We start from the raw sequence: 25,586 nt of genomic DNA, 5'->3' as shown, positions 1-25,586 counted from the left end.
CGCACCCAGCGCTGTCCAGGGCCCGCCTGCTTCAGGGGCTGGCCCTGGCGTTTGGGCAGGCAGCTTGGTGGCACCGGGCCGGGTTGACGGCTCGGCACGGTGCGGCCGGGCGTGCGCCGGCTGCGATGCCAGGCACCACCCGCGCGCGCCGTTGCCTGGCAATGGCATGGGCAGGCGGCCACCGCACGCCTGCGCAGGGATGCTGGGTACACTGCGGGCATGCGCCAGCCATCGTTACCGCCGCAATCCGAACGCCGCGCGTTGGCAATCGCCCACGCGGTGTACGAAGCCTTCGAGGATTACCACGCCCGCTTTTCCGAAATCACCGCGCGGGCGCGGGCGCGCTTTGAAACCCGCGACTGGAGTGGTGCGCGCGACGATGCAGTCGCGCGCATCGCGCTCTACGACCAGTACATCACTGAATGCATGTTGCGCCTGCGTGCGGTGTTGCTGGGTCAGGCGCACGACCGTGCACTGTGGATGCGCGCACGCAACCACTACGCTGCACTGCTGGACGGGTTGATCGACCAGGAGCTGTACAAGACCTTCTACAACACCCTGACCCGGCGCTACTTCGGCACCCACGGCGTGGATGCCGATATCGAATTCATTGCGCTGGATATCGAACCCACCGATGCCATCACCGTGCCGGTGGCGCGCCACACCTATGCGGTCTCGCCGGGTCGGCTGACCGACATGCTGGTGCGGGTGCTGGGTGACTATGCCTTTGCGCCTGCGTATGCGCACCGCACGCGGTGTGCGGCGGCGATCGCGGTGCGCCTGCTCGATGATCTTGCGCATTGGGGCGAACACCCGGTGCGCAGCGTGGAGTTGCTGGAGACGGTGTTCTACCGCGAGCGTCGCGCCTACCTGGTCGGCCGCGTGTTCGGCGAGCATCGCTTTTCGCCGTGCGTGATCGCGCTGGTCAACGACGCCGCCGGCTTGCGTGCCGAAGCGGTGTTGACCAAGCGCAGCGACGTCGCCCAACTGTTCAGTAATTCGCGCAGTTATTTTCAAGCCGACCTGTCGACTGTCGGCGATGCAGTGGTGTTCCTGCGCAGCCTGTTGACCCACAAGCCGGTGGACGAGCTGTACACCATGCTGGGCCGTGCGAAGCAGGGAAAGACCGAGCGTTATCGCACGTTTTTCAGCCATTTCCAGGCGCAGCCATCCGAGCTGCTGGTGCATGCCGACGGCACTCCCGGCATGGTCATGGTGGTCTTCACCCTGCCCAGTTATCCGCTGGTGTTCAAGCTCATCCGCGACCGCTTCGCCTATCCCAAGACCATGAGCCGCGCGCAGGTGGAGGGCAAGTACGAGTTGGTGTTCCAGCTTGATCGCATCGGCCGCCTGCTCGACGCGCAGCCTTATCGCTATCTGCGCTTTCCCAGGGCGCGATTTGCCCCGGCCTTGCTGGAAGAGCTGCAGACCAGCTGCGCAATGAGCCTGAGCGAAGATGGCGACGACGTGCTGATCGCGCTGTGCTACGTGCAGCGGCGCCTTCGCCCACTCAATCTATATCTGCGCGAACAACTGCCCGAGGCCGCGCATGCGGCGGCGCTGGACTACGGCCAGGCGATCAAGGACATGGCGCGCAACAACATCTTCCCCGGCGACATGCTGTTGAAGAACTTCGGCATTACCCGGCACCAGCGCGCGGTGTTCTACGACTACGACGAGCTGTGCCTGATTACCGAGTGCACTTTCCGCAACTGGCCCACGCCCACCAACTACGAAGAACAGATGGCCGCCGAACCCTGGTTCCACGTCGGCCCGCGCGATGTCTTTCCCGAGCGCTTCGCCCTGTTCATGGGCCTGCCGGCCTCGCAGCTGGAAGCGGTCAGGCACATCCATCCAGAACTGTTCGACCCGCAATGGTGGCGAGATCTGCAAGCCCGCCTGCGTGAGGACGATTACCCGGACACCTCGCCCTATGCGGATGCACTGCGATTGGCTTGAACCTGTGCCAACCGGCGGTGCGGGGCCTAAGAGGGTGGTTACATAATTGGATCTTCGCGGATCACTGTGGGTGCAATCGAGCATTTTCGGGTAGCGCGGGCAGGAAGCTGGCGATGATCTTGAGCCTCAGGAACTCCTCGTCGCGATAGCCGTAGGCGCTGCGCTGGATGACCCGGATCTTGTTGTTGAGCCCTTCCACCAGGCCGAGGCTGACCTTGTTCTCCGGCCTGCAGTACGCCGCGATGCCGTCCCAGTGCCGCTCGATCATCCCCACGAACGTCTGGTAGGGCGCCAGCCGCTGCCAGCGCAGACTCTGCTTCCAGCGCTCGAAGAACTCCCGTGCACCTCGCTCGGTGCGGTAGCTCCACAGCTGCCCGAAGGACTCTTTCAGCAGGTACGCCGTGTTCAGACGTTTGTTGGCCGCCAGCAGCTTGGCGAGCGCCTTCCGACCGTCCAGGGTAAGGTTTTCGCGATTGCTCAGCAGGGTGTAACGCTGGCCCTTGATGTAACTGCGATCCTGGCCTTGAAGGCGCTTGTACTCGTCGCGCCGCACCTGATCGAGCGCGTCGGACAGGTGGCGCATGATGTGGAATTTGTCGAACACGATGCTGGCGTTGGGCGCGTTCTTGCCCACCGAGTTGCGAAACGGCCGCCACATGTCCATCACCGCCACGTCGATGCCAGCACTGCGTTTTGGGCCCAATTCGGCGAAGAACTGGTCGATGTCCGCCTCGGTGCGCCCACTGCCGCCGAACCAGATCGGTCGGCCGCGCTCCAGATCGCTGACCACAACGCGGTAGTCATGGCCTTTGTGGATCGCGATCTCGTCGATGCCGATGGCGCGCGGCGCCGGCGTCCCCGCCCGGCGCACCTGCTCGGCCATGTACAGCTTGGACAGCTCCTTGACCGTGCTGTCGTGCAGGCGCTCCAGCTCGGCCACGGCCTTGTGCGTCATGCTTCGGCACAGATTGCCCACATGCAGGGCGAATCGCTCGGTGTAGCGCGGATTCTTGGCCAGCCAGTCCAGCCGCTCTACGTGCACGCCGCCGCACCCCGGGCAATCGACCCGCCAGCGCTCAAACTCCACGAACAGCATCCAGCCGGCCGCCCGCAAGTCGCGGGCGCGGCACAGGCGCTTGTCGTAGCGGCTGCGACACCGATGGCCACAGTTGGAACACACGGCCGTTTTTTTCGGCGCCGCAAGGTCACGATCCGCGCCTTCGGGGCGCCGAACACGCCCTTGAGCGTGGACTCCGCCGCGAAGCCAGGGAAGGAAAACAACTCACTCAGCCGACGGCCCGTTTTCATGCAGAACACCGCGTCAAGAAGTCAGCACAGGATGTACCACCTTCTGGGACGGTGGAAAGGGCCTGTTTCCAAGGCTCAACGCAGATTCAGGGGCCTCAAGGCACCCACACGAATCCGCGATGAGCCACATAATTAACCAGTCAGCCGCGCCAGCAGCAATCGCGCTTGAGCCAGCCATACCCACGCCTCGGCCACCTTGGGCAGCCGATCGTGGTGCATGACGAGTCGGCGTGCACGGTCGTTCCAGGCATGCGTGCGTTCGACCACCCAACGCTTGGCCAGCACCACAAATCCCTGAGCACTGGCTTTCACCGTGAATAGGTCCGGCTGCTCTGGACCCATCCAACGCCCCACGTTCTTGTTGGCCGGATGCCGCACGACCTGTACCCGGATGTTGTGACACTGCGACAGCAGCTGCGCACACTGCCCTGCGTAACCGCTGTCGGTGTACAGCGTCTGGATGCTCGGATATTTTTCCATCGCCCGTTCCACCACCGGATAAGCGCCATCGCGGTCCTGCATGCTGGCGGCGGTGACGCTCACGGCAAGCAGCAATCCGAGCGTATCCACCACCAGATGCCGTTTGCGCCCTTTGACCTTCTTGCCGGCGTCATAGCCAGTGTCGCCACCTTGCGCAGAACCGCGCGTGGATTGTGCATCGATCACTGCGGCGGTGGGTTCTTCGTTCCTTCCTTCGCGCTCGCGCCATTGCCCGCGCAGGCGGTCGTGCATCTGCTCGAACTTGCCTTGCTCGCTCCAGCGGCGGAAGGTGCGATACACGTTTTGCCAACGTGGAAAATGTACTGGCAGCATCCGCCACGACCCACCGCTGCGCACCACATAACAACACGCATCCACCAGCGTTCTGCGGCTGATGCGCGGCGGCAAACCGCGCCCGCCTTCCTTCTCGAAAATATCCCTGACCAGTGCCCATTCGGCGTTGGTCAGGCAACTCGGGTAGGTCTGTTCCGGCTCCTGGCGAGCGTGCGCATCGGTATAGCCATAACGCGACTTATCGATCTGGACTTTCTCGATCGTTACCACCTCATGGCTAGGGCGGCGCTCGATACCAAGCCTTTTCAACGTCGAGACCACCGTTTGCTCATGAACATGCACGTTGCAGCGGCGGAGAAGCTCAAGCCTGATTTCCTCCAACGTCGCCGTCGGATCCGACGCGACGATGTCCATCAACATAGCTTCATGTTCGACTTGAATCTTCAGTGGGCGGCCCATTTCGATGACTGTCTGTGATGAGATGGCACTATTATATCATTATGTAAACACCCTCTAAGCGCGGCTGGCACAACGACTGCCCAGCCGCCAGGCAAGCGCGGCCGGACGTTCTGTTAAGCAGGTTAATCCCCGCTGACGCTGCGAAAAGTTCGATTCGTTTAGTGAAGTAATGTCTTCGCCTCGTCGCAGCATCCGTCCCCGCGCATGAATAACCTGCATATCACGAGGTCATGCAGGCCTGCTGCATTATCAGGAGACAGCTCCATGTTTAATGTGAACCGTCTACTACGCTCACGTCAGCGACCCGAAACCGCAGAGCAACCAGCGAATGAAACCGCGCGGCCAAGCGAACCACCTCGTCCGATGGAGGGCGTACTCGGACCGCTACTGACCAATCCGCGGCGACGCACGAGTGCCAATACATCGGCCTCCGCCACCAGGACGCCGGGGAGCCCACGATTGGCACGTCCGCCTCGGTCATCTGCGCGCTCGCCGATTCAGCAACCTGCAATGGCAGGTGCGCCGACGTCGCCGCCGAGCCTGGAAGACGACGTTAGCTCCTGGCTTTCCGAGAGCCTGCCGCATGCAGAGAGAATACGTACCGGCTACAACATGCACGACCACACGGGGGATACCTCCCGGCAGGCCCTGCAGGATGTGGCAAACTCGATTCTGCGTGTAGCCGCCGCCGGCGAAACCCGCCTTGAACTGCACTACGGTTTACCTGCCACAACACTGCCCGATGGGATCTGCGAGCTCCAAACGCTACGGGAACTCTCGTTGGCCAATACGGGACTGACGTCGCTCCCGGACAACCTGGGACAACTTCGTGGGCTCCGCCGCCTTACGGTGGCTGCCACGCTGGGTCTGAAAAAACTGCCGGCGTCGATAACACGCTTGCCTGTCTTGGAAATCCTTCAGCTGACTACAACCCCGTTGGCCGAGCTGCCAGAAGACCTGGGGCGCATGCAAAGTCTGCGCGAGCTTATCCTGGGTGGCGGGAGCTATGAACGATTGCCGGCCAGCGTGACTGACCTGGCAAGTTTGACTCGCTTAGCGGTGTCGAGTTCGCGCCATTTAAAGGGATTGCCCGAAAACATCGGAAAAATGCGGCAGCTCAGGTTGCTGAAACTTGAGTCAAATGACAGCCTAGAGCAATTACCGCACGGTCTGACTCGGTTGGGCCGGTTGAAAGAACTCAGCCTTTCTTACAACCGTAGGTTGGCACAACTTCCAGAGGATATTGGGCGGCTAAGTAGACTCGAAGTACTGTCGCTGAAAAACTGCGCCGCGCTCCGGACGCTGCCTGACAGTGTAGGGGACCTTTCTCGCCTACAAAAGCTGGATCTACGCGGCACTGGACTGCATGAGCTGCCACAATCCCTGGCTCGACTTCCCGCTGACTGTCAGATCGAGGTGCCGGAGCACTTGAGTGGCCAACTTGCTCTGATACGCATGCCGCACGCCGCTCCGGCTGCACCACAACGGCTGGCCGGCAGAGGGTTGCCACCAGGAGGGGGGGGCTCTACGAGTCTGGCCGGACCGTCGTGGAACCGAGGCACCGAATTCGTACGCGCACTGAGCGGCATCGATGCTGACTTGGGTGGCCGTTTTGAAAAGTGGATGCATGGGCTTACCCAAAATGCCGGGCTCTTCAGGCAACCCCTCAGCCCGGCTGACATGACCCTATTGGACCAGGTAGTGGCCGAGGCCATCACGTCTACCGAATTCAGAAGCAGCTTCAGAGAGTTCTTGGCCGAGCATACCGTCAAGACGCTCAACATGGATGGCACGACCCAGGTCGGTGGTCTGGGGCCTGCAGTCCGTGGGGATGTCAGAACAGCGTTCTCGGAAATGCTGAAGCACAAGCTCATGCACACGCAGGATCAAGGGGTTGCGCTGAGCCAGTTGTTGGAGGCCATTCGAAACCGGGACTTGGGACTGACCAGAGGCAGCCTGCTCCACGGCAGGAACGCGCTGACGGGAAAAGAGGAGATATGGCCGCCATTACGGGCTTACGTATCCATGCACGATGTCGAGGGAAAGACCGCACAGGAGGCTGCAACAACCTGGGCCATGGCGCAGTTTGACGAAGCACAGGAAGGTGTCATTGGTGAAGCGGAAGCCAAGAAAGAGTCTGAATGGGCGGAAGTCCAGGCGAACCGCTCAATAGAGCAGCGCGCTCGTGCACTGTTGAGGGAGTGGAGCATCAATTAGTATTCTGTGCCGCTCTGGCAACGGTGCAGGCGCCCTCCTGAGAAATTAGGTGGGGGGTGGATTCGCCCGCGAAGTGCAACAGTCCTATAACGTAGCGGGCCAGGTGTCGTAGCCTGAGCCCCTACACGACCAAGTGGAGTTGCACATGCGCTATCGACACCTGACCCAGGACGAACGGTACCAGATTGCCTGGGGGTGTGATCTCTCTGTCTCCAATGCGGACATCGCCCGTCAGCTCGGCCGTCATGCCAGTACGATTGGCCGCGAGCGCGCGCGCAATCGTAATGCCAGTAGTGGAACGTACCGTGCCCAGCAGGCGCACCGCACCGCCCGCCAGCGTCGCAGTCAAGGCAGTAGCCACGCGCAGATGGACGGGCCGATGCAGGCTGCATTGCTGGCCGGGCTGGCCGAAAAATGTAGCCCTGCGCAGATCCACGGCCGTGCGCGCTTGCTGGGTCAACCGATGGTAGGGGTGGCCAGTGTGTATCGCTATCTCAAGCGTCACCGGTTACGGCATTTGCTACGCCTGCCAACACGGCGGCGTCCTTATGGGCGTGGCCGTGCCAAGCGATTTGAAGAGCGCAAATCCATTCACCAACGCCCCGCACATGTGGCCTCACGTGCGCAGTTAGGCCATTGGGAATTGGATACGGTCCGCCCATCGCGCGGCACTGGCGTGCTGGTGACGCATGTCGAACGCAGCAGTGGCTATGTGCGTCTGGGCTGGAGTCCTGACGGCACCGCCGATGCTGTTGCCGAGGTCATTTGCGCGCGCCTATGGCGTGTGCGCGATAAGGTGCTGACGCTGACCTGCGATCGCGGTAGCGAGTTCGCCCAGGATGCCCGCATCGAGGACCGGCTATCGACCAAGGTGTACTTTGCCGACCCACATGCCCCTTGGCAACGCGGCTGCAATGAGAATCTCAACGGACTGCTCCGGCAGTATTTTCCGCGCAGTCGTGACTTCAGCACCATCACGGCGCAAGAGCTGCAGCAGGTTGAACATTCACTCAACAACCGACCCAGAAAACGATTGAGCTATCTCACTCCAGCCGAGGTCTTCTTCAACTACGATACCCTTGCACTTCGTGAGTGAATCCACCGGGTCGAAACTCAAAATGATGCTTTTGACAGGACGCGTAGTCCTACTGTGTCATAAAAATGTTATTCTGCAGGCAATCCACACCGTGCTGAGATGAACATGGCCGCAGTCAGTCACCAAGCGCGTTTTTCCGCCTATTTGGATGACCTATCCGCTGCGCTTGGTCATGCTGATCGCGCGGCGAGCTTACACGGTTATTGCCGAGGATTGATGCTGCCGTTGGAGCGCAAAAGCGTAGAGCCGCTGGCGGCGCATGTGGATCCGCTGCGGACACGGGCTCGGCATCAGGCGTTGCACCATTTCGTGGCCAAGTCGGACTGGTCCGATGCGGCGGTGCTGGAGCGCGTCCGTCAGTACGTCTCATCGCATATGGATTTGAAGGGCGAGGTGTACTGGATCGTGGACGACACGGGTTTTCGCAAGAAGGGCAAGCATTCGGTCGGTGTGACCCGACAGTACTGCGGGGAGATCGGCAAACAGGACAACTGCCAGGTGGCGGTGAGCGTCTCGCTGGCGACGCCTGCGGCGAGCGTGCCGATGGCCTTTGGGCTGTATCTTCCTGAGGCTTGGGCGGCCGATGCGGCGAAGCGGGAGAAGGCAGGTGTTCCGGAAGAGATCGCGTTCGCCACCAAGCCAGAGATAGCGCTGGCGCAGATGCAGGCCGCGTGTGCTGCAGGTGTCGTCCGCGGCACCGTGTTGGCCGATGCAGCTTATGGCAGCAATACGGCTTGGCGTGATGCGCTGACTGCCTTGGAACTGACTTATGCAGTGGGGATTGTTTCGAGCGTCAAGGTCTGGCCGCCGGGGCAAACGCCCGAGCCGCCCGCGCCTTGGAAGGGGCAGGGCCGTCCTGCGATTCGCCATCGCCGCACGGCGGATCGCCAGCCACAGTCGGTGGAGGCACTGGCGCAGTCCCTGCCTCGGCGTGCCTTCCGGACGGTGTCATGGCGGGAAGGCAGCAACGCACCGTTGTCCGGACGCTTTGCGGCCCTGCGCGTGCGTGCCGCGCAGGGAGATCGTTTGCGTCAGGAGGAGTGGTTGTTGATCGAATGGCCCGAAAACGAAGACAAGCCAACGCGCTACTTCCTCTCCAACTTGCCGGCAAGCACGCTCCGCAAGGATCTGGTGAATACGGTCAAAGCGCGCTGGCGGGTTGAACGCGATTATCAGGACCTGAAGCAGGAGTTTGGTCTGGATCACTACGAAGGGCGCGGTTGGCGGGGGTTTCATCATCACGCCACGCTATGCATTGCTGCTTACGGGTTTCTGGTTGCTGAGCGCTTGCGCGGGGCGCATCAAAAAAAACCGTCACAACGCCCGCAACCTGCCCTACCCGAAGATTACAGCCCGCGCGGGGCGACCGATGCGGGCTCAGCGCCATGTAGTGGACTCGATCGCGACGCTGCGCTGGACAATCGCCGTAGAAATCGCAGTGACACTACTTGGAACGATGTCTCCGCACCTTCGCATTTAATGACACAGTAGGAGTAGGCATGTCTAGTTGTTTGGCTCATCGCGGATTCGTGTGGGTGCCTTGAGGCCCCTGAATCTGCGTTGAGCCTTGGAAACAGGCCCTTTCCACCGTCCCAGAAGGTGGTACATCCTGTGCTGACTTCTTGACGCGGTGTTCTGCATGAAAACGGGCCGTCGGCTGAGTGAGTTGTTTTCCTTCCCTGGCTTTGCGGCGGGGTCCACGCTCAAGGGCATGTTCGGCGCCCCGAAGGCGCGGATCGTGACCTTGCGGCGCCGAAAAAAACGGCCGTGTGTTCCAACTGTGGCCATCGGTGTCGCAGCCGCTACGACAAGCGCCTGTGCCGCGCCCGCGACTTGCGGGCGGCCGGCTGGATGCTGTTCGTGGAGTTCGAGCGCTGGCGGGTCGATTGCCCGGGGTGCGGCGGCGTGCACGTAGAGCGGCTGGACTGGCTGGCCAAGAATCCGCGCTACACCGAGCGATTCGCCCTGCATGTGGGCAATCTGTGCCGGAGCATGACGCACAAGGCCGTGGCTGAGCTGGAGCGCCTGCACGACAGCACGGTCAAGGAGCTGTCCAAGCTGTACATGGCCGAGCAGGTGCGCCGGGCGGGGACGCCGGCGCCGCGCGCCATCGGCATCGACGAGATCGCGATCCACAAGGGCCATGACTACCGCGTTGTGGTCAGCGATCTGGAGCGCGGCCGACCGATCTGGTTCGGCGGCAGTGGGCGCACCGAGGCGGACATCGACCAGTTCTTCGCCGAATTGGGCCCAAAACGTAGCGCCGGCATCGACGTGGCGGTGATGGACATGTGGCGGCCGTTTCGCAACTCGGTGGGCAAGAACGCGCCCAACGCCAGCATCGTGTTCGACAAATTCCACATCATGCGCCACCTGTCCGACGCGCTCGATCAGGTGCGGCGCGACGAGTACAAGCGCCTTCAAGGCCAGGATCGCAGTTACATCAAGGGCCAGCGTTACACCCTGCTGAGCAACCGCGAAAACCTTACCCTGGACGGTCGAAAGGCGCTCGCCAAGCTGCTGGCGGCCAACAAACGTCTGAACACGGCGTACCTGCTGAAAGAGTCCTTCGGGCAGCTGTGGAGCTACCGCACCGAGCGAGGTGCACGGGAGTTCTTCGAGCGCTGGAAGCAGAGTCTGCGCTGGCAGCGGCTTGCGCCCTACCAGACGTTCGTGGGGATGATCGAGCGGCACTGGGACGGCATCGCGGCGTACTGCAGGCCGGAGAACAAGGTCAGCCTCGGCTTGGTGGAAGGGCTCAACAACAAGATCCGGGTCATCCAGCGCAGCGCCTACGGCTATCGCGACGAGGAGTTCCTGAGGCTCAAGATCATCGCCAGCTTCCTGCCCGCGCTACCCGAAAATGCTCGATTGCACCCACAGTGATCCGCGAAGACCCAGAAAATTATCAGGGCTGCGGCGTCTCGGGCGTGGAAAATGCCCGGCGCATCAAGCGGATCACGAGACCAGGTTCCTACTCGTTGCCAGCGTTTCACTGCTGTGTAATGCTCTCCCAAAACTGACTGCTCGTGGTGATGAGGCCTTTTTATCCTCACTTCAGCAAGTGTCTTCGATGTCAGGGGCTCTGGTGAGAGCGCCGTTCTCACTGGAAGTTTCTGAAAATTTACCGCAGGTTGCTGGCACCTGTTCAGGGCGCCCGCGTCGGTGACTTGCTGTGCTATTACGAATTGGCGGCAGCTACGAGAGTTGCGTAGGAAGCCTTCAAAGCCCTGATCGGATCCAGATACGATCTGACGTCAATACACGGTCGGTTGCGCTTTTTTCGCCAAAATAGTCTGTCTGGGCATGCATCTCGCCCCGGTAGTGGAGAACATTTGTAATCGCCGCATGACATGTCCCCTCAACGGCATGTGCATTTCCTCAGATGCAGCGGCGTCGCCCAATACTTTATCAATGCGAGGTCGCCTACATGTCGCTCAACATGCTTTCGACAGGGAGAAACGCAGATCCGCTTCTGCCCCCAACGGATGAATCTTCATTTTCGGAACTACCGGGGCCCGGACCTGGCATGACCGACTCCGATCTATTGTTGCGAATGGACAATCTCTTCTTGCAGCAGATCTGCCGCATGATCGCCGCTGGCTACGGCAATGCGCCAAACGATGACTTGCCCGTGTCGTTCGCAACTCCGTTTCCAGATTTCCAGCGCGAGTTCTTACCGACGTCTTCGACCCGGTTCGAGGCCAACGACAACAAGGGAGCCACGCCTCCTCCGGCGGTCAATGGGTCGCCGTTGACGCGAGATGGCGGAACGCTCACTGAATCCGAGCTTCAGATTGTCTCGACGCTCAATCAGCACAAGGACAAGATGCCAATTGATGTTTCCAATATCAACGAGAAGATCAACGACCCGTCCACGCCTCCGGACTTGAAGCTCGCGTTGGAAGGCCTGCAGAAAGATCGACATCTTTTCTTTGCCATCGGCTCGCGTGGGAAGAAGGGCCTCGCGCAGCTCTTCTGCAGGATCGATGCTCAAGATCTGTGGGATTTCGCGGACAGTCATAAGCAAGTGACCGATCTGGGCGGGAAAAACGCTGAGTTCAATCCCAGAAAGATCATAGGAGACACGCCGCCACCGTCGGCGGAGGGCTCAACGGTCACATGGGACGGCGGCATGCTGACGGAATCTCAGTTGGAGATCGTCAACATACTCAATCAACACCGCGACATGATGCCGATCGAGTTCGCCAAGCTCGATGAAAAGATCAACGATCCAGCCACACCGCCCGACCTGAAAGAGGCACTGAAAGGCCTGCAGCGGGATCCTGGCCTGTTCTTCGCCATAGCTTCCCAGGGGCGCGGCAACAACCATCTTGACGATCAGGGCAAGTGCGATGGCACGTTGATCGCGGCGAATCTATACGATTTTGCCGACCGTCATCCACAGGTCACCGCCATGGGGGGGAAGAACGCAACCTACAACCCCGAAAAAATGAAGGGGTCCGACCTGCCGCCGCCGGTCGAAGGCTCTTCGGTCAGGTGGGATCGCGGGATGCTAAACCAGAACGAACTGGAGATCGTCACCACGCTTGATCGTCACAAGGACAAGTTGCCGATGGCGTGGGCCGATCTCGATGCAAAGATCGACGATCCCGCGACGCCGCCGGATCTCAAGAAGGCTTTGACGGAGCTACAGAACGATCCACGGCTGTTCTTTGCGATCGGCTCGCAAGGCGATGGCAAGTGCGACGGCGACATCAAGGCTGACGACCTCAGCAAGTTCTCGGCCAGTCACTGGCAAGTGGCGGTGTATGCCACCCAGCAAGCCAAAAACTACACGCAGAACTACGTGGCCTCTGACAGCCCGGACAACACCCAGCCGACAGTCATGACCGAAAACGATGCGATGCGCGAGTTCTATCGCTACTCTGACTATCTGCCGGGATGTCTGAACCAGGATGCGTTCAAGCAACTGGTCGAAGGCGACAGCAATACCCAGAAGTGCCCGCCGCAGGTCATCGCCGCAGCACAGTACTTTCGAGACCACCCCGATCAGTGGAAGGAGCTGGCAGGAGACTCGGGCTCGATAAGTACGCCGGATTTCCTGCAGAAATCCGTCTCGCAGATACATCTGACAGAATCCGAGCTGAAAACGCTGGATACGATCAATGGGCATCAGGATGCGTTCTTCGACAAGGTCAAGCACACCGGGTTACTTCCCAAGAAGGTGATGACCCGCGACAAGCTCGCCGCAATCGTCAAAGACGATAAAGCCGACCCTGCGGTTCGCGATGCCGCAAAGCAGCTATTGGGCGACCCATTGCTGTTTGGGTTTTTGAACAACTCTATCACGGGCTACAAGGTGGAGCATACTTTCTTCGGCGATGGCCCTACCATCGACTCCGGGAATATTAGTAACTACGATTTCAAGAATTTCTACGAGCGGATGAGTGCGGCTAACAGGACCGCGGAAAAGGCACCTACACATGCCGCCACAGCGCCTGAGCAGAAGAAGGCTTTCGTGGACATGGTGATGGGCAAAGCCGATCAACCCGACATCAAGACGCCAAAGAAGGACAAGGGTACTATCAACAAGGTGCTCCATACCATCCTCAAATGGGGTAGCAAGATTCTGGATGGGATCTCGGTAGCCCTGAGTGCGCTGAGTTTTATCCCTGTTATCGGCGAGATTGCCGATGCAGCAGCGATTGCATTGGAAGCCGAAGCGCAAGCGTTACAGGTTCTCGACGCTGTAGTGCAAGGCGACGACGTGAAGCTCGCGTGGGAGCGCGTTGGTATCAACATGGCGGGAGCAGTGGCTGGCGTAGTCGGTGGGCCATCCGCCAGGCTTACAGCGAAGGTGCTAGCCAAGAGATTCGCTAAGAGCATAGTCAAGGAGGGGGTCAAGAGTGTAGTCAATGGCGGCCCAGGGTCACAACCAGAGTCACAACCAAGGGGGGGGGGGCAGTGAATGTGACGTCCCTCTAATTTTGAGTAGCGCCGCAGTTTGGAGTCCAATTCCCTACCCGGAGATTGGAAGTGAAGAAACGTTTTACTGACGAGCAGGTCATCGGCTTTCTGCGCGAGGCTGAAAGCGGCGTGGCGATCAAGGGACGCTCTGAACAAAGCAGCCTGATCTGCGACAATTAACCGACGACCCAAGCGGACGATTTCGATGCAACTGAGCTTTGGCGACGCGGAGTACAACGGCAAGCGCAAGCGAACACGGCGGGAGGTGTTCCTGGCCGAGATGGATCAGGTGGTGCCGTGGAAGGCCTTGCTGGCGCTGATCGAACCGCACTATCCCAAGTCGGGCCAGCCTGGTCGACAGCCGTATCGACTGGAGACGATGCTGCGGATTCACTTTCTGCAGCAGTGGTATGCGCTGAGCGACCCTGGGGCAGAAGAGGCGTTGTACGACACGGTGTCGATGCGGCGTTTTGCGAAGATCGGCGGCCTGGATGGGGTGCCGGATGAGACCACGATTCTCAACTTTCGGCATCTGCTGGAACAGCACGACTTGGCACGCAAGCTGTTTGATCGAGTGAACGCGCATCTGTCACGCAAGGGCCAGAGCTTGCGTGGTGGCACGATCGTGGATGCCACGATCATTGCTGCGCCCAGTTCGACCAAGAACAAGCAGGGCGAACGCGATCCGGAAATGCACCAGACCAAGAAGGGCAACCAGTACTACTTCGGGATGAAAGCGCACATTGGCGTGGATGATGAGTCCGGGTTGGTGCACCACGTGGAATGCACGGCAGCCAACGCGGCGGACATCACGCAGGCGCACAAACTGCTGCACGGCAAGGAAGACACGGTGAGCGGGGACAGCGGCTACACCGGACTGGACAAGCGCGAAGAGATGGCGAGCAAGCGCAAGCTGCGCTACCTGATCGCAGAAAAGCGCTCGAAGTTGAAGCAGATCAAGAACAAACGCGCGTTGAAGCGGGCAAAGCGTTGGGAGCACACCAAGGCCATGCGGGCGAAGGTGGAGCATCCGTTCCGCGTGATCAAACGCCAGTTCGGCTACGTCAAGGTGCGCTATCGCGGTTTGGCGAAGAACACCGCGCAGGTGTTGACGCTGTTTGCGCTGTCGAACCTGTGGCAGAAGCGAAAGCACTTATTGCCTCCTATGGCCGAGTTGCGTCTGTAATCCGGGGAAACCCTCGGAAATGCGCTGAAAACGGCGAAAATCGAGGGTCTGAACGAGTTTTACGCGACCCAGGACGGCTTTTTCCGTCTCCTGGCTGCGTTGATCAGACAATCCCAAGGACTTGTGCCGGCGGCATGGCTTCACCGAGGCCTCCTACTACCTGTGGCGCAGCAAGTTCGGCGGAATGAGTGTGCCCGATGGCAAGCGGCTCAAGGACCTGGAGGCTGAGAACGTGCGGCTGAAGAAGTTGCTGACCGAACTGAGGCTGATGCCACCGGCGAGGCGGATCTCCACGCTTGGCGTGGGCACGGCGGGGGTGACGTGCAGCGGTAGCGTGGCCGGAAGTGCTGCAGACGCTGCAAGTTTGCCGCGCCAGTAGGTGAAGCTGCTCAACGAGACGCCGTGCTCGCGGCACCACGCCGATGGCGGACCATGCAGCTATGCGGTGTGACCAATCATCGTGATTTGAAGATATCGGGGAGATCCGTTGAGAAGAGCGCGATATCCCAACGGGCTGCTGGTGACTTGTAAAGGTGAGATTGCCGGACGCTTACATCGCAGCGAGCGTCGCATTCGTTATCAAGGTTTCGTATCGTAGAAGTCGCTCGCGAGCGGATTGACTAAATTTGGTGGATGAAAACCTATACCACCAGTTCAAATTCGTTACGTACAAACTTGCCTAACGTTCATGAGGAACAACCCGGTCCAGCGGAGAATCACGCAACCACCAGCACCAGGGGCAACCCTCCACCACTTGGACGGCCGCCTAGCAAACGGCGGCGGCTGGAGTCGGATGAACCTGGGGCGTCGATGCGACGCACGGAGCGCTTGCTCGTGAATGAGCGAACCGGAGCCAGCGAAAGCGCATGGGACAGGCGCGTCGGGCAATCAGTCACCCGCTCACACTTGCCCGATGATCCCGCCGACCGGCACGGCATCGCACCCGATCAGCGCCTGGACAGAGTGCCCGCTGACGTCAGCGGCGCGTCGTCGCATCGGCGGCCACAACGATCAACGCATGATCGTTTGGAGGCCAGCACATATCTTCGACCGTCCGAACAACCGTCCGACCGGATCGCAGGAAAACGGCCGCGGGAAGAGCAAGAGCCATATCGGCAGTCAAAGCGGCAAGTCAATGACGTGGGGCTGACGAAGGACGATCTCCGCAGGGCCGAACATCAGCTGGACTCGGCGGCAAAAAAACGGCTACAGGCGCAGCGAGAGCAGCAGCGGCTACACTTAAGTGAGCCCCACGGAATCGCTCGGAACCACAACGCCGGCCTGTGCGTGTCCATGGCATATGACAACGAGCTGGCGCACCGTATGCGTGACGGAATGGCTTTGCCCTTTTTGGAAGAAGGTGTCAACGCTCAGATCAACGCGCAGCGACTCGACAAATACCTTAGTCTGATTGCCAGCGCACGGCGCGCCAGGACAGGCGTGACACCCCGCGATCTCGATCGTTGCACCGAGCTCGCGGCGCACTACCTCTACCAGACCGGATGGTTCGAAGGTGCATCACTGGCGCAGCTGGCGCATGTGAGCAACAAGCTGAGCAAGCACCCGAACCAGCCCGCGTGCATGGAGGCAATCGCGTGGATCGCCGGGCAGGTCAATCAGGCCGATGATCTAGTGGGGCTGAGTGGCTACTTGTCGGCGCTCCTCCTGAACGCCTTCGCAAAGAATACTGACAGCGGCAGGTGTGAACGCGCGGTGGCTCGCTTGGCACGTCACCTGCTGCGTGACAAACAAGTCCAGCAGTCTTTGATCCCGTGGGAAGTTGGCCTGGCACTCAACACCTTCAGCAAGTGGTTCGATAATCCGGATTGCCAGGCCACGGCGCACCGGCTCGCCGCGCTTGTCGCCAGCGACAAACGCTTGGGTTATGCAATGGATGCGCAGAGCGTGGCCAATACGCTCAACGCCCTGTGCAAATGGCCCGACAACACGGCCTGTGCGGCCGCCGCCAGCGCGCTGGCCGCACGGCTGGCCGACGAGGGCAAATTGCGCAAGGACCTCAAGCCGCAAGAATTGAGCAATGCGCTCAACGCTCTGAGCAAATGGCCCGACACGCCGGTCTGTGGAGAGGCTATCGGCGCGCTGGCCGCACGGCTGGCTGACGAGAGCACATTGCGCAAGGGCCTGTGCCCGCAAGAGATGGGCAATGCGCTCAACGCTCTGAGTAAATGGCCCGATATGCCGGCCTGTGCGGACGCCGTCGGCGCGCTGGCCGAGCGGCTGGCCGACGAGAGCACATTGCGCAAGGACCTCAAGCCGCAAGAATTGAGCAATGCGCTCAACGCTCTGAGCAAATGGCCCGACACGCCGGTCTGTGGGGAGGCTGTCAGCGCGCTGGCTGCACGCCTGGCCGACGAGAGAAAATTGCGCAACGACCTCAGTTCGCAAGGCGTGGCCAATGCGCTCAACGCTCTGAGCAAATGGCCCGACATGTCGGCCTGTGCGGCCGCTGTGGGCGCGCTGGCCGACGATCCCGGGTTGGGCAAGATCCAGAACTCCATCCACGTGATCCAAGCGCTCAATGCCCTGAGCAAATGGCCCGACATGCCGGTCTGTGGGGAGGCTATCGGCGCGCTGGCCGCACGGCTGGCCGACGAGAGCGCATTGCGCAAGGACCTGGACGCGCAAGGCGTGGCCAATGTGCTCAACGCCCTGAGCAAATGGTCAGACACGCCGGTCTGTGGGGAGGCTGTCAGCGCGCTGGCCGCACGGCTGGCCGACGAGAGCAGATTGCGCAACGACCTCAGTTCGCAAGGCGTGGCCATCGCGCTCAACGCCCTGAGCAAATGGCCCGACACGCCGGTCTGTGGGGAGGCTGTCAGCGCGCTGGCCGCACGGCTGGCTGACGAGGGCACATTGCGCAACGAACTGGATCCGCAAGGCGTGGCCAATGTGCTCAACGCTCTGAGTAAATGGCCCGATATGCCGGCCTGTGCGGCCACCGTCGGCGCGTTGGCCGAGCGGCTGGCCGACGAGAGCACATTGCGCAAGGACCTCACGCCGCAAGAAGTGAGCAATGCGCTCAACGCTCTGAGCAAATGGCCCGACACGCCGGTCTGTGGAGAGGCTATCGGCGCGCTGGCCGCACGGCTGGCTGACGAGAGCACATTGCGCAAGGACCTGGACCCGCAAGGCGTGGCCAATGTGCTCAATGCCATGAGCAAATGGCCCGACACGGCGGACTGTGCGGCTGCCGCCAGCGCGCTGGCCGGGCGGCTGTGCGACGATCCCCGGTTGCGCAAGGCCCTGGAGCCGCAAGACGCCGCCACCGCCCTCAACGCCCTGAGCAAATGGCCCGACACGCCGGTCTGTGGGGTCGCCGTCGGCGCGCTGGCCGAGCGGCTGGCCGACGAGAGCAGATTGCGCAACGACCTCACGCCGCAAGGCGTGGTCAATGTGGTCAATGCTCTGAGCAAATGGCCCGACATGCCGGCCTGTGCGGCGGCCGTCGGCGCGCTGGCCGGACGGGTGGCCGACGAGAGCACCTTGCGCAAGGACCTAAACCCGCGAGGCGTAGCCAATGTGCTCAATGCCCTGAGCAAATGGCCCGGCACGCCAGACTGTAAGAATGCCGCCAATGCGCTGGCCGAGCGGCTGGCCGACGAGAGCACATTGCGCAAGGACCTAACCCCGCGAAGCGTGGGCAATGTACTCAATGCCCTGAGCAAATGGCCCGACATGCCGACCGGTGCGACCGCCGTCGGCGCGCTGGCCGAGCGGCTGGCCGACGAGAGCACTTTGCGCAAGGACCTGGACCAGTGGGGCGTGGCCAATGTACTCAATGCCTTGAGCAAATGGCCCGAGATGCCGGTCAGTGGGGCCGCCGTCGGCGCGCTGGCCGAGCGGCTGGCCGACGAGAGCACCTTGCGCAAGGGCCTAACCCCGCAGGGCGTGGCCAATGTGCTCAATGCCCTGAGCAAGTGGCCCGACACGGCGGACTGTGCGGCCGCCGCCAGCGCGCTGGCCGGGCGGCTGTGCGACGATCCCGGGTTGTGCAAGGCCCTGGAGCCGCAACACGTGGCCACCGCCCTCAACGCCCTGAGCAAATGGCCCGACACGCCGGTCTGTGGGGCCGCCGTCGGCGCGCTGGCCGAGCGGCTGGCCGACGAGAGCACCTTGCGCAAGGACCTGGACCCGCAAGGCGTGTCCAGCACGCTCAGCGCCCTGAGCAGATGGCCCGATATGCCGGCTTGCGAGGGGGCCATGGACCTCTTGGCGACGAGGCTGGTTGAGGACCACGATCTGCGACACGTCATGGAAGCGCAAGACGTGGCCGTGGCGCTCAATGCGATGAGCAGATGTTCCGGAATGCCGGCGCGTCAATCGGCAGGGGTACTGCTCAGCGAGCGTGCAGGCTCGGCCGAGCTGCCCTGGCAGCAGTTCAGTATGCGTGGAATGTCCATGATGGCGAACGCGATGTCCCGCCTGCTGCACATGGACGAAGAGGACGATGGGCCATTCCAGGCCCTGGGTGTGGCCAAACTGCAGGCCATGGCCGGGCACCTTGACCTGCACCGCGAGCGTTTTGCGTCCGCCTCGGCCGCAGATATCGGGGTACTCTTAAAGGCCCTTGCATCGGCGCGGCTGCAACGCCAGATGCGTCCGCTGGGTCAGCCAGCGCTGGAGCAGGTGTCGGCACTCGTCCGGGATGACGGATTAAGCCAGACCAGCCTTGAGGGGATCGGCAGCCTCTGCATGGGATTGTTGCCGTTTATCTTCAGTCCGGAGTTGAGCTCCCGCCATCGCGGCCAGGCATTACACGTGTTCAACAGGTTGCAGCCCATCGTCGCGCGCAAGATCGACCTGTACCTGAGCGGCGGTGGCCCGCAGCCTTCGGCCGACACCGAGCGTTACGCAACGCGCCGCCCTGCGCTGACCTTCTTCCAGGTGCTCAAAGCCTATGCGGTGGTGAGCCGGCAATGGAAACCGCGCAACCTTGAAGGCTCGCGGGGGGAACTGCGCCAGCGCCGCGACCAACTGGCGCAATGGGTGGATCTGACGCTAGAGCGGACCCGCAAGGCCATTGAGGCGGACCTCGGAGAGATGAGCTGGAACCTGATCGCGCAGATCGAGGCCGGCGACAAAGTGTTCGACGCTCTGGACCTGCGCATGGCGAAGGACGCGCCGACGATTACCCAGGCCCATCCACCGACCCGTTTTGACCTGGGCAGTGGGCATCTGAGCATGTGCTCGGTTCCTGGCCAGCCGGTTGTGCCGGCCACCGGCCGCGGCAGCACGACCCATGTCGTGGTCGATCTGCAGGGTAAGGAAATTTCGAATAACCAGACCGAATCAGACAAGCCTTACTCGCTGTTTGCGCGTCTGACCGGGCTGCCGCTGGTGGAGGTCCAGCTGCCCGGGGAAATCTCGACATTCATGCTTGCGCGCACGTTCAACTACAACGGCGAGCCCTGGCGCTTCGACATGTTCGGCGGTAGTCGCGCCGCGCGCAGCAAATCTGGTAGCAGCAGCCTTGTGCCGTCTCGCGGGCCTGAGAAGGCGTCGCTGCTGCCGGCGTTCCGTTATGCCGACACCGCCCCGGGCAGTAGCCTGATGCAGCTGGCCGCCAAGCTCGCTCCGCAACGCGAGGACTGGTCGCGCATGCAGCGATCGCTGCTGGAGATGGTCCCGAGCGACCATGTCGTGGAGGGCACCCTGCGCCTGGGCGTGTTCGATGACGTCGACGGCCCTGTGCATCCGTTCAAGCCGTTGACCGTGGATGGAACTGCCCTAGCGTTATGTCCCAACGATGGCTGCGGCTTTTTGAAATTGGAGGTGGCCTTGTCCATCCCTGCCTTCCGCAAGCATTACGAGGCTTGGCAGGCCGTACAGGCGAACCAGGCCAGCCAAGAGCAGCGCGATCTGGTTGCCAAGCACAGGGGGCCTTCGCTGATGCCAGCGCAGGCGCTGCAGCACTATCCGCGCGACGAGGCGGCGCTGGAAGAAGCACACGAGGCGATGCAGCGTCAGCTCGAGGCGCTCCAGCCCGTACAGGGTGAACCCTTGGCGTTGTACAGGCTTGCCGTCGGGGGCGGGTACCAGGGCCAGAGGGTCCGTGCGGTGCCCTCGGCCGACGACAAGGTGCATCTGCCGCAGCAGCGCAGCCAGGCCTTCGACGTCGCAGGTGGCCCCTTGCTACTGGGCAAGCCACCCTATGACAAGGAGAATCTGCTGCCGGTGCCGGAGGACCGCATTGCGACCGTGGCCAAGGGCGACGCCACCGCTGAGTTCCTCTCGCAGTCATTCGGCATCCAGTACAGCTACACCGGCTTCGATGATCGCTCCGGCCTCGATCTCCAGATGCTGCACAGCAAGGGCATGCTGGTCGTCGTGCCGGAGAAGAATTGGCCGGTCGATTTCGCCGACACGGACCTGGTCTGCTCCAAGGAGGATCTGAAGACGCTGTCGTGCTGGACGAACGGCCGTGACCGCAGTGCCCTGCCGCGCGACATGCTCAGCACCGGCAGCCTGCGGCTCAAGGAAATTGTGGAGCCTGGGCGCCTGGGCGCACTGCCGATTGCCGAATTGCGCAAACGCAACATGGACACCGACGGGGACGACGCCTTCGTTTACGCAGGCTATCCCAAGCTGGCCGCGCTGATTTCGCGTGTGATGGTCGATCGCGAGGGCAGGCGCGGTCGGCAACAATCCTTCAAGCCGCCGAAGACGGCCACGCCGGCCATCGACCCGGCCAGCGGCCAGTACCAGCCCGGGCGGCTGTCGGAGATCATGTCCCTCAAGCGCGGTCAGCAAGTCACCTCCGCGGCCGCCACCCTAGCGGCGCGCTTCATGGCGCAACCGGACGACCTGCGAGAAGCGCTTGCACGCCAAATGATGTTCGGCACCTACGATGGCATCGAGCGCGACTTGCGCAATGGTTTGCGCGAAGTGCTCGAGGAGCAGGCTCTCGATCCTCAGGTGTTGGCGAACCTTCGCTTCCAGGCGCGCGAAGCGATCGAACGCGCCCACCTGCCTGAAGCGCGAGAAGCCGCCGAGTTGCTGCACGCGCAGCTGCTTGGGCTTGCGCCGGATGCGCCCGCTACCAGCGAGGCGCCCGTTCTGCCCGAGGTTCTGGCTGAGGCGTTTCCGGGCCTGGCCAAGGCCTACGAGGCCGCCTCTGGCGTCGAAGCGCGCATCCACGCCATCCTGGACAACTACCCGGTGCTCCAGTTATCGCATGCGCAGTTCCCGGATGGGCAACCAGGGTTCATCCCCGACGAGCCGGAACTGACCATGCGCAATCTTTTCACCATCGCGATCAAGGTCGGCACCGATGCGCTGAAGTCTGACACCGGCACGGCGCTGTTCAGCAAGATCGTGCAGGCGTGCGAACGCTGCGAGCGTGGGTTCGACGACCGGGTGCGCTTTGTGCCGTACAGCAAGGCGACCGCCCGGGCGATGCAGGAGGGGCGATTCGATCCTGAACAGACCAAGGGAGTTCTGCAGCGCATGCCGTCGATGGCAGCCGGCGTCATGGAAGACGCGCTTCACGCGCTGCAGCAGGCAGGCTTGATCGACCTGCCGCAGCCGCCAGCCGCGCGGCTGCGCGCCGTGCAGCCAGAGGACATTGCGTTTGAAGCGCAGGCTTTGCTGACCCGTGCGCGCCAGATGGAACCCCAGGTCACCGACATGCTGCGGCATATCGCCGAGCGCCATGGTGGTCAACTGGCCGGAACACAACATCAACTGAAGTCGTTTGGCTCGTTGAAGGAAAAGCTCACGCAGCGGATCGCGGTGAAAAAGCAGACGCTGGAAGAAGCGGTAGCCGGCGTCAACGACGCGTTGCGTTACAGCGTGGTCCTGGAACCGCAGGACTTTACCGCCGGCCTGCGCGCTGTGCTGGCCGCACTGGACAATCAGGGACATGCGCGGATCAAGCTGACCAATCAATTCACCAAGTACCCGCCAATCTTTAAGGCCATCAACGTCACGTTGCGAAACCCTGAGGGTGCGTTGTGGGAGATCCAGTTCCACACGCCGGAGACCTTTGAGCTCAAGGAGCAATTTCACGATCTCTACAAGCGCTCACATGCATTGGCGCTTGGCGGTGCCTCGCGGTCCGAGCAGCGCGAGCTGCAGGCGCCTGCGGTAGAGGCATTCAAGCGCGTCGCCTCGCCCCCGGAGTGCGAGCAGATCGACGACTGGCAGGAAGAGATCGCCCCGGCTTTGGCAAGTACTGCGTCGATGCTCGACTCCAAGCAGAATCCCGTAAGTGCAGACGTCTCGCCTGCATACACCGTGTTCAATATCGCCGCAGGCAAGCAGGGGGTGTTGACGCCGGTGTTCAACAAGCTGGCCGACAACCTCGGCCTGCAGCTCTGGGGGAATGTGCGCTACAACGCGGCAGAGGACCGGATCGAGCAGGAGCGACAGGCGCCGTTCCAGAAATCGGTCGCATCGATCAAGGACAAGATTCGGCGCCATCTACGAGGCGGCATGACGGGTGCACAGGCCGGTCAGAGCGTGGGCGATGCGCTGCGTTATGTGTTTGAAGTGCCTTCCGAAGATTTCGTGGCGAAGGTGTTGGCGGCAGATGACGCGCTGCAACGGCAAGGAATGACGTGCGTGACGCTGAAAAACTACTTTGTCTCAGGAGATGGCACCTACAGAGGCATCAATGCCAGCTTCACCGATGCCGAGGGCTATGCGTTTGAAGTGCAGTTTCACACTGCCGAGAGCTTTAAAGTCAAGGCGCAAACGCACCTGCTGTACAAGCGGATGCAGTTGGCACAGACCAGACTTGACAGGGAGAAGGAGAAATCTCAGCCCGACCCCGTCAGGCAGGCAAAGCTGACGCAGGAGATCGCAGGGCACAGAAAGGCGATGCACGAGATGACGGCGAACGTACGCAAGCCTGTCGGCGTCGAGCGTATCGGGGGGCGCGCATGAGGTCCAATCAATCGCTCAAGACGTCGGAGACCTGCAACTTTCGAGAAGAGGGAGGTGTGAGCCAGACGACGTCTCCAACGCAAAGGCATGAGCGCCGAGCCCTACTGCTGCTGAAACATCAGGACGACTAGGGCTTGTAGTAAGCGGCGAGTGAGTCGGTCACCGTAAAGGTGATCGACTGCCTGGCGTCCGAGAACGGCCTGAAAACAGGATTTTTTTCTGGCTCATCGCGGATTCGTGTGGGTGCCTTGAGGCCCCTGAATCTGCGTTGAGCCTTGGAAACAGGCCCTTTCCACCGTCCCAGAAGGTGGTACATCCTGTGCTGACTTCTTGACGCGGTGTTCTGCATGAAAACGGGCCGTCGGCTGAGTGAGTTGTTTTCCTTCCCTGGCTTCGCGGCGGAGTCCACGCTCAAGGGCGTGTTCGGCGCCCCGAAGGCGCGGATCGTGACCTTGCGGCGCCGAAAAAAACGGCCGTGTGTTCCAACTGTGGCCATCGGTGTCGCAGCCGCTACGACAAGCGCCTGTGCCGCGCCCGCGACTTGCGGGCGGCCGGCTGGATGCTGTTCGTGGAGTTCGAGCGCTGGCGGGTCGATTGCCCGGGGTGCGGCGGCGTGCACGTAGAGCGGCTGGACTGGCTGGCCAAGAATCCGCGCTACACCGAGCGATTCGCCCTGCATGTGGGCAATCTGTGCCGGAGCATGACGCACAAGGCCGTGGCTGAGCTGGAGCGCCTGCACGACAGCACGGTCAAGGAGCTGTCCAAGCTGTACATGGCCGAGCAGGTGCGCCGGGCGGGGACGCCGGCGCCGCGCGCCATCGGCATCGACGAGATCGCGATCCACAAGGGCCATGACTACCGCGTTGTGGTCAGCGATCTGGAGCGCGGCCGACCGATCTGGTTCGGCGGCAGTGGGCGCACCGAGGCGGACATCGACCAGTTCTTCGCCGAATTGGGCCCAAAACGTAGCGCCGGCATCGACGTCACGGTGATGGACATGTGGCGGCCGTTTCGCAACTCGGTGGGCAAGAACGCGCCCAACGCCAGCATCGTGTTCGACAAATTCCACATCATGCGCCACCTGTCCGACGCGCTCGATCAGGTGCGGCGCGACGAGTACAAGCGCCTTCAAGGCCAGGATCGCAGTTACATCAAGGGCCAGCGTTACACCCTGCTGAGCAACCGCGAAAACCTTACCCTGGACGGTCGAAAGGTGCTCGCCAAGCTGCTGGCGGCCAACAAACGTCTGAACACGGCGTACCTGCTGAAAGAGTCCTTCGGGCAGCTGTGGAGCTACCGCACCGAGCGAGGTGCACGGGAGTTCTTCGAGCGCTGGAAGCAGAGTCTGCGCTGGCAGCGGCTTGCGCCCTACCAGACGTTCGTGGGGATGATCGAGCGGCACTGGGACGGCATCGCGGCGTACTGCAGGCCGGAGAACAAGGTCAGCCTCGGCCTGGTGGAAGGGCTCAACAACAAGATCCGGGTCATCCAGCGCAGCGCCTACGGCTATCGCGACGAGGAGTTCCTGAGGCTCAAGATCATCGCCAGCTTCCTGCCCGCGTTACCCGAAAATGCTCGATTGCACCCACAGTGATCCGCGAAGACCCTTTTTTCTGCATGCATGCTTGAGCGCCCCCGCGATGGTGGCAAGCTTCACTGGATAGCGACGAGACGGGTGACTGGAGCGCCTTAGCGAAAACGCGCGATCGGCGGGCCTCCATGTCACGATAGTCGTCCGCTCCCCTGAAC

10 protein-coding genes and 4 pseudogenes are annotated in these 25,586 nt (G+C 61.7%); 11 read left to right on the top strand and 3 right to left on the bottom strand.

What is annotated here, in order from left to right:
• Positions 1-219 precede the first annotated feature (219 nt).
• Positions 220-1,959, top strand: a complete 1,740-nt coding sequence (gene aceK, locus ACCQ13_RS17490) for a bifunctional isocitrate dehydrogenase kinase/phosphatase (RefSeq protein ID WP_104603869.1) — start codon at positions 220-222, stop codon at positions 1,957-1,959.
• 61 nt (positions 1,960-2,020) lie between these two features.
• On the opposite strand, the gene ACCQ13_RS17485 is transcribed toward aceK, so the two are convergent.
• Positions 2,021-3,139, bottom strand: a complete 1,119-nt coding sequence (locus tag ACCQ13_RS17485; protein ID WP_159406429.1) for an ISL3 family transposase — start codon at positions 3,137-3,139, stop codon at positions 2,021-2,023.
• 260 nt (positions 3,140-3,399) lie between these two features.
• A complete protein-coding gene (locus ACCQ13_RS17480) occupies positions 3,400-4,500 on the bottom strand; it encodes an IS5 family transposase (protein ID WP_159407650.1) in 1,101 nt (366 codons plus the stop codon).
• Between the two features lie 612 nt (positions 4,501-5,112).
• On the opposite strand from ACCQ13_RS17480, the gene xopAE reads away from it, so the two are divergent.
• The 8 genes and pseudogenes from xopAE to ACCQ13_RS17440 all read left to right on the top strand — a co-directional run.
• Complete coding sequence (gene xopAE, locus ACCQ13_RS17475; protein ID WP_223214467.1) at positions 5,113-6,717, top strand: type III secretion system effector XopAE; 1,605 nt, start codon at positions 5,113-5,115, stop codon at positions 6,715-6,717.
• 145 nt (positions 6,718-6,862) lie between these two features.
• On the top strand, positions 6,863-7,813 hold the full coding sequence (locus tag ACCQ13_RS17470; RefSeq protein ID WP_159407000.1) for an IS30 family transposase: 951 nt from the start codon (positions 6,863-6,865) through the stop codon (positions 7,811-7,813).
• 105 nt (positions 7,814-7,918) lie between these two features.
• Positions 7,919-9,304 (top strand): IS701 family transposase, encoded by a 1,386-nt coding sequence (locus ACCQ13_RS17465; RefSeq protein ID WP_223214363.1) that lies wholly within the window; start codon positions 7,919-7,921, stop codon positions 9,302-9,304.
• Positions 9,305-9,580: 276 nt separating this feature from the next.
• Positions 9,581-10,699 (top strand): ISL3 family transposase, encoded by a 1,119-nt coding sequence (locus ACCQ13_RS17460; protein WP_159406429.1) that lies wholly within the window; start codon positions 9,581-9,583, stop codon positions 10,697-10,699.
• 544 nt (positions 10,700-11,243) lie between these two features.
• Positions 11,244-13,742 (top strand): annotated as a pseudogene (locus ACCQ13_RS17455) (HrpF/NolX family T3SS translocon protein); the annotation flags it as partial.
• A gap of 71 nt (positions 13,743-13,813) precedes the next feature.
• Positions 13,814-13,885 (top strand): annotated as a pseudogene (locus tag ACCQ13_RS17450) (transposase); the annotation flags it as partial.
• Positions 13,886-13,949: 64 nt separating this feature from the next.
• A complete protein-coding gene (locus ACCQ13_RS17445; RefSeq protein ID WP_159407646.1) occupies positions 13,950-14,930 on the top strand; it encodes an IS5 family transposase in 981 nt (326 codons plus the stop codon).
• Positions 14,931-15,045: 115 nt separating this feature from the next.
• A pseudogene (locus ACCQ13_RS17440) lies at positions 15,046-15,189 on the top strand (transposase); the annotation flags it as partial.
• A gap of 59 nt (positions 15,190-15,248) precedes the next feature.
• Here the strand turns inward: ACCQ13_RS17440 and ACCQ13_RS17435 are convergent.
• A pseudogene (locus ACCQ13_RS17435) lies at positions 15,249-15,323 on the bottom strand (hypothetical protein); the annotation flags it as partial.
• A gap of 240 nt (positions 15,324-15,563) precedes the next feature.
• Here ACCQ13_RS17435 and xopAD point away from each other — a divergent pair.
• Together xopAD and ACCQ13_RS17425 are read left to right on the top strand one after the other, a co-directional pair.
• A complete protein-coding gene (gene xopAD, locus ACCQ13_RS17430; RefSeq protein WP_274391990.1) occupies positions 15,564-23,837 on the top strand; it encodes a XopAD/skwp family type III secretion system effector in 8,274 nt (2,757 codons plus the stop codon).
• A 475-nt stretch (positions 23,838-24,312) separates the two neighbouring features.
• Complete coding sequence (locus ACCQ13_RS17425) at positions 24,313-25,431, top strand: ISL3 family transposase (protein WP_506185079.1); 1,119 nt, start codon at positions 24,313-24,315, stop codon at positions 25,429-25,431.
• Positions 25,432-25,586: the final 155 nt, after the last annotated feature.

The sequence above is a fragment of the Xanthomonas sp. NCPPB 1638 genome (assembly GCF_041475635.2).
GTDB lineage: Bacteria > Pseudomonadota > Gammaproteobacteria > Xanthomonadales > Xanthomonadaceae > Xanthomonas > Xanthomonas cucurbitae.
This window is presented reverse-complemented; position numbering and strand designations above follow the sequence as displayed.

Excerpts from the sequence above, each read along its gene's own strand:
- ACCQ13_RS17470 (WP_159407000.1), top strand. The coding sequence starts at position 6,863 with ATGCGCTATCGACACCTGACCCAGGACGAACGGTACCAGATTGCCTGG.
- xopAE (WP_223214467.1), top strand. The coding sequence starts at position 5,113 with ATGCACGACCACACGGGGGATACCTCCCGGCAGGCCCTGCAGGATGTG.
- xopAD (WP_274391990.1), top strand. The coding sequence starts at position 15,564 with ATGAAAACCTATACCACCAGTTCAAATTCGTTACGTACAAACTTGCCT.
- ACCQ13_RS17445 (WP_159407646.1), top strand. The coding sequence starts at position 13,950 with ATGCAACTGAGCTTTGGCGACGCGGAGTACAACGGCAAGCGCAAGCGA.
- ACCQ13_RS17480 (WP_159407650.1), bottom strand. The coding sequence starts at position 4,500 with ATGGGCCGCCCACTGAAGATTCAAGTCGAACATGAAGCTATGTTGATG.
- aceK (WP_104603869.1), top strand. The coding sequence starts at position 220 with ATGCGCCAGCCATCGTTACCGCCGCAATCCGAACGCCGCGCGTTGGCA.
- ACCQ13_RS17465 (WP_223214363.1), top strand. The coding sequence starts at position 7,919 with ATGGCCGCAGTCAGTCACCAAGCGCGTTTTTCCGCCTATTTGGATGAC.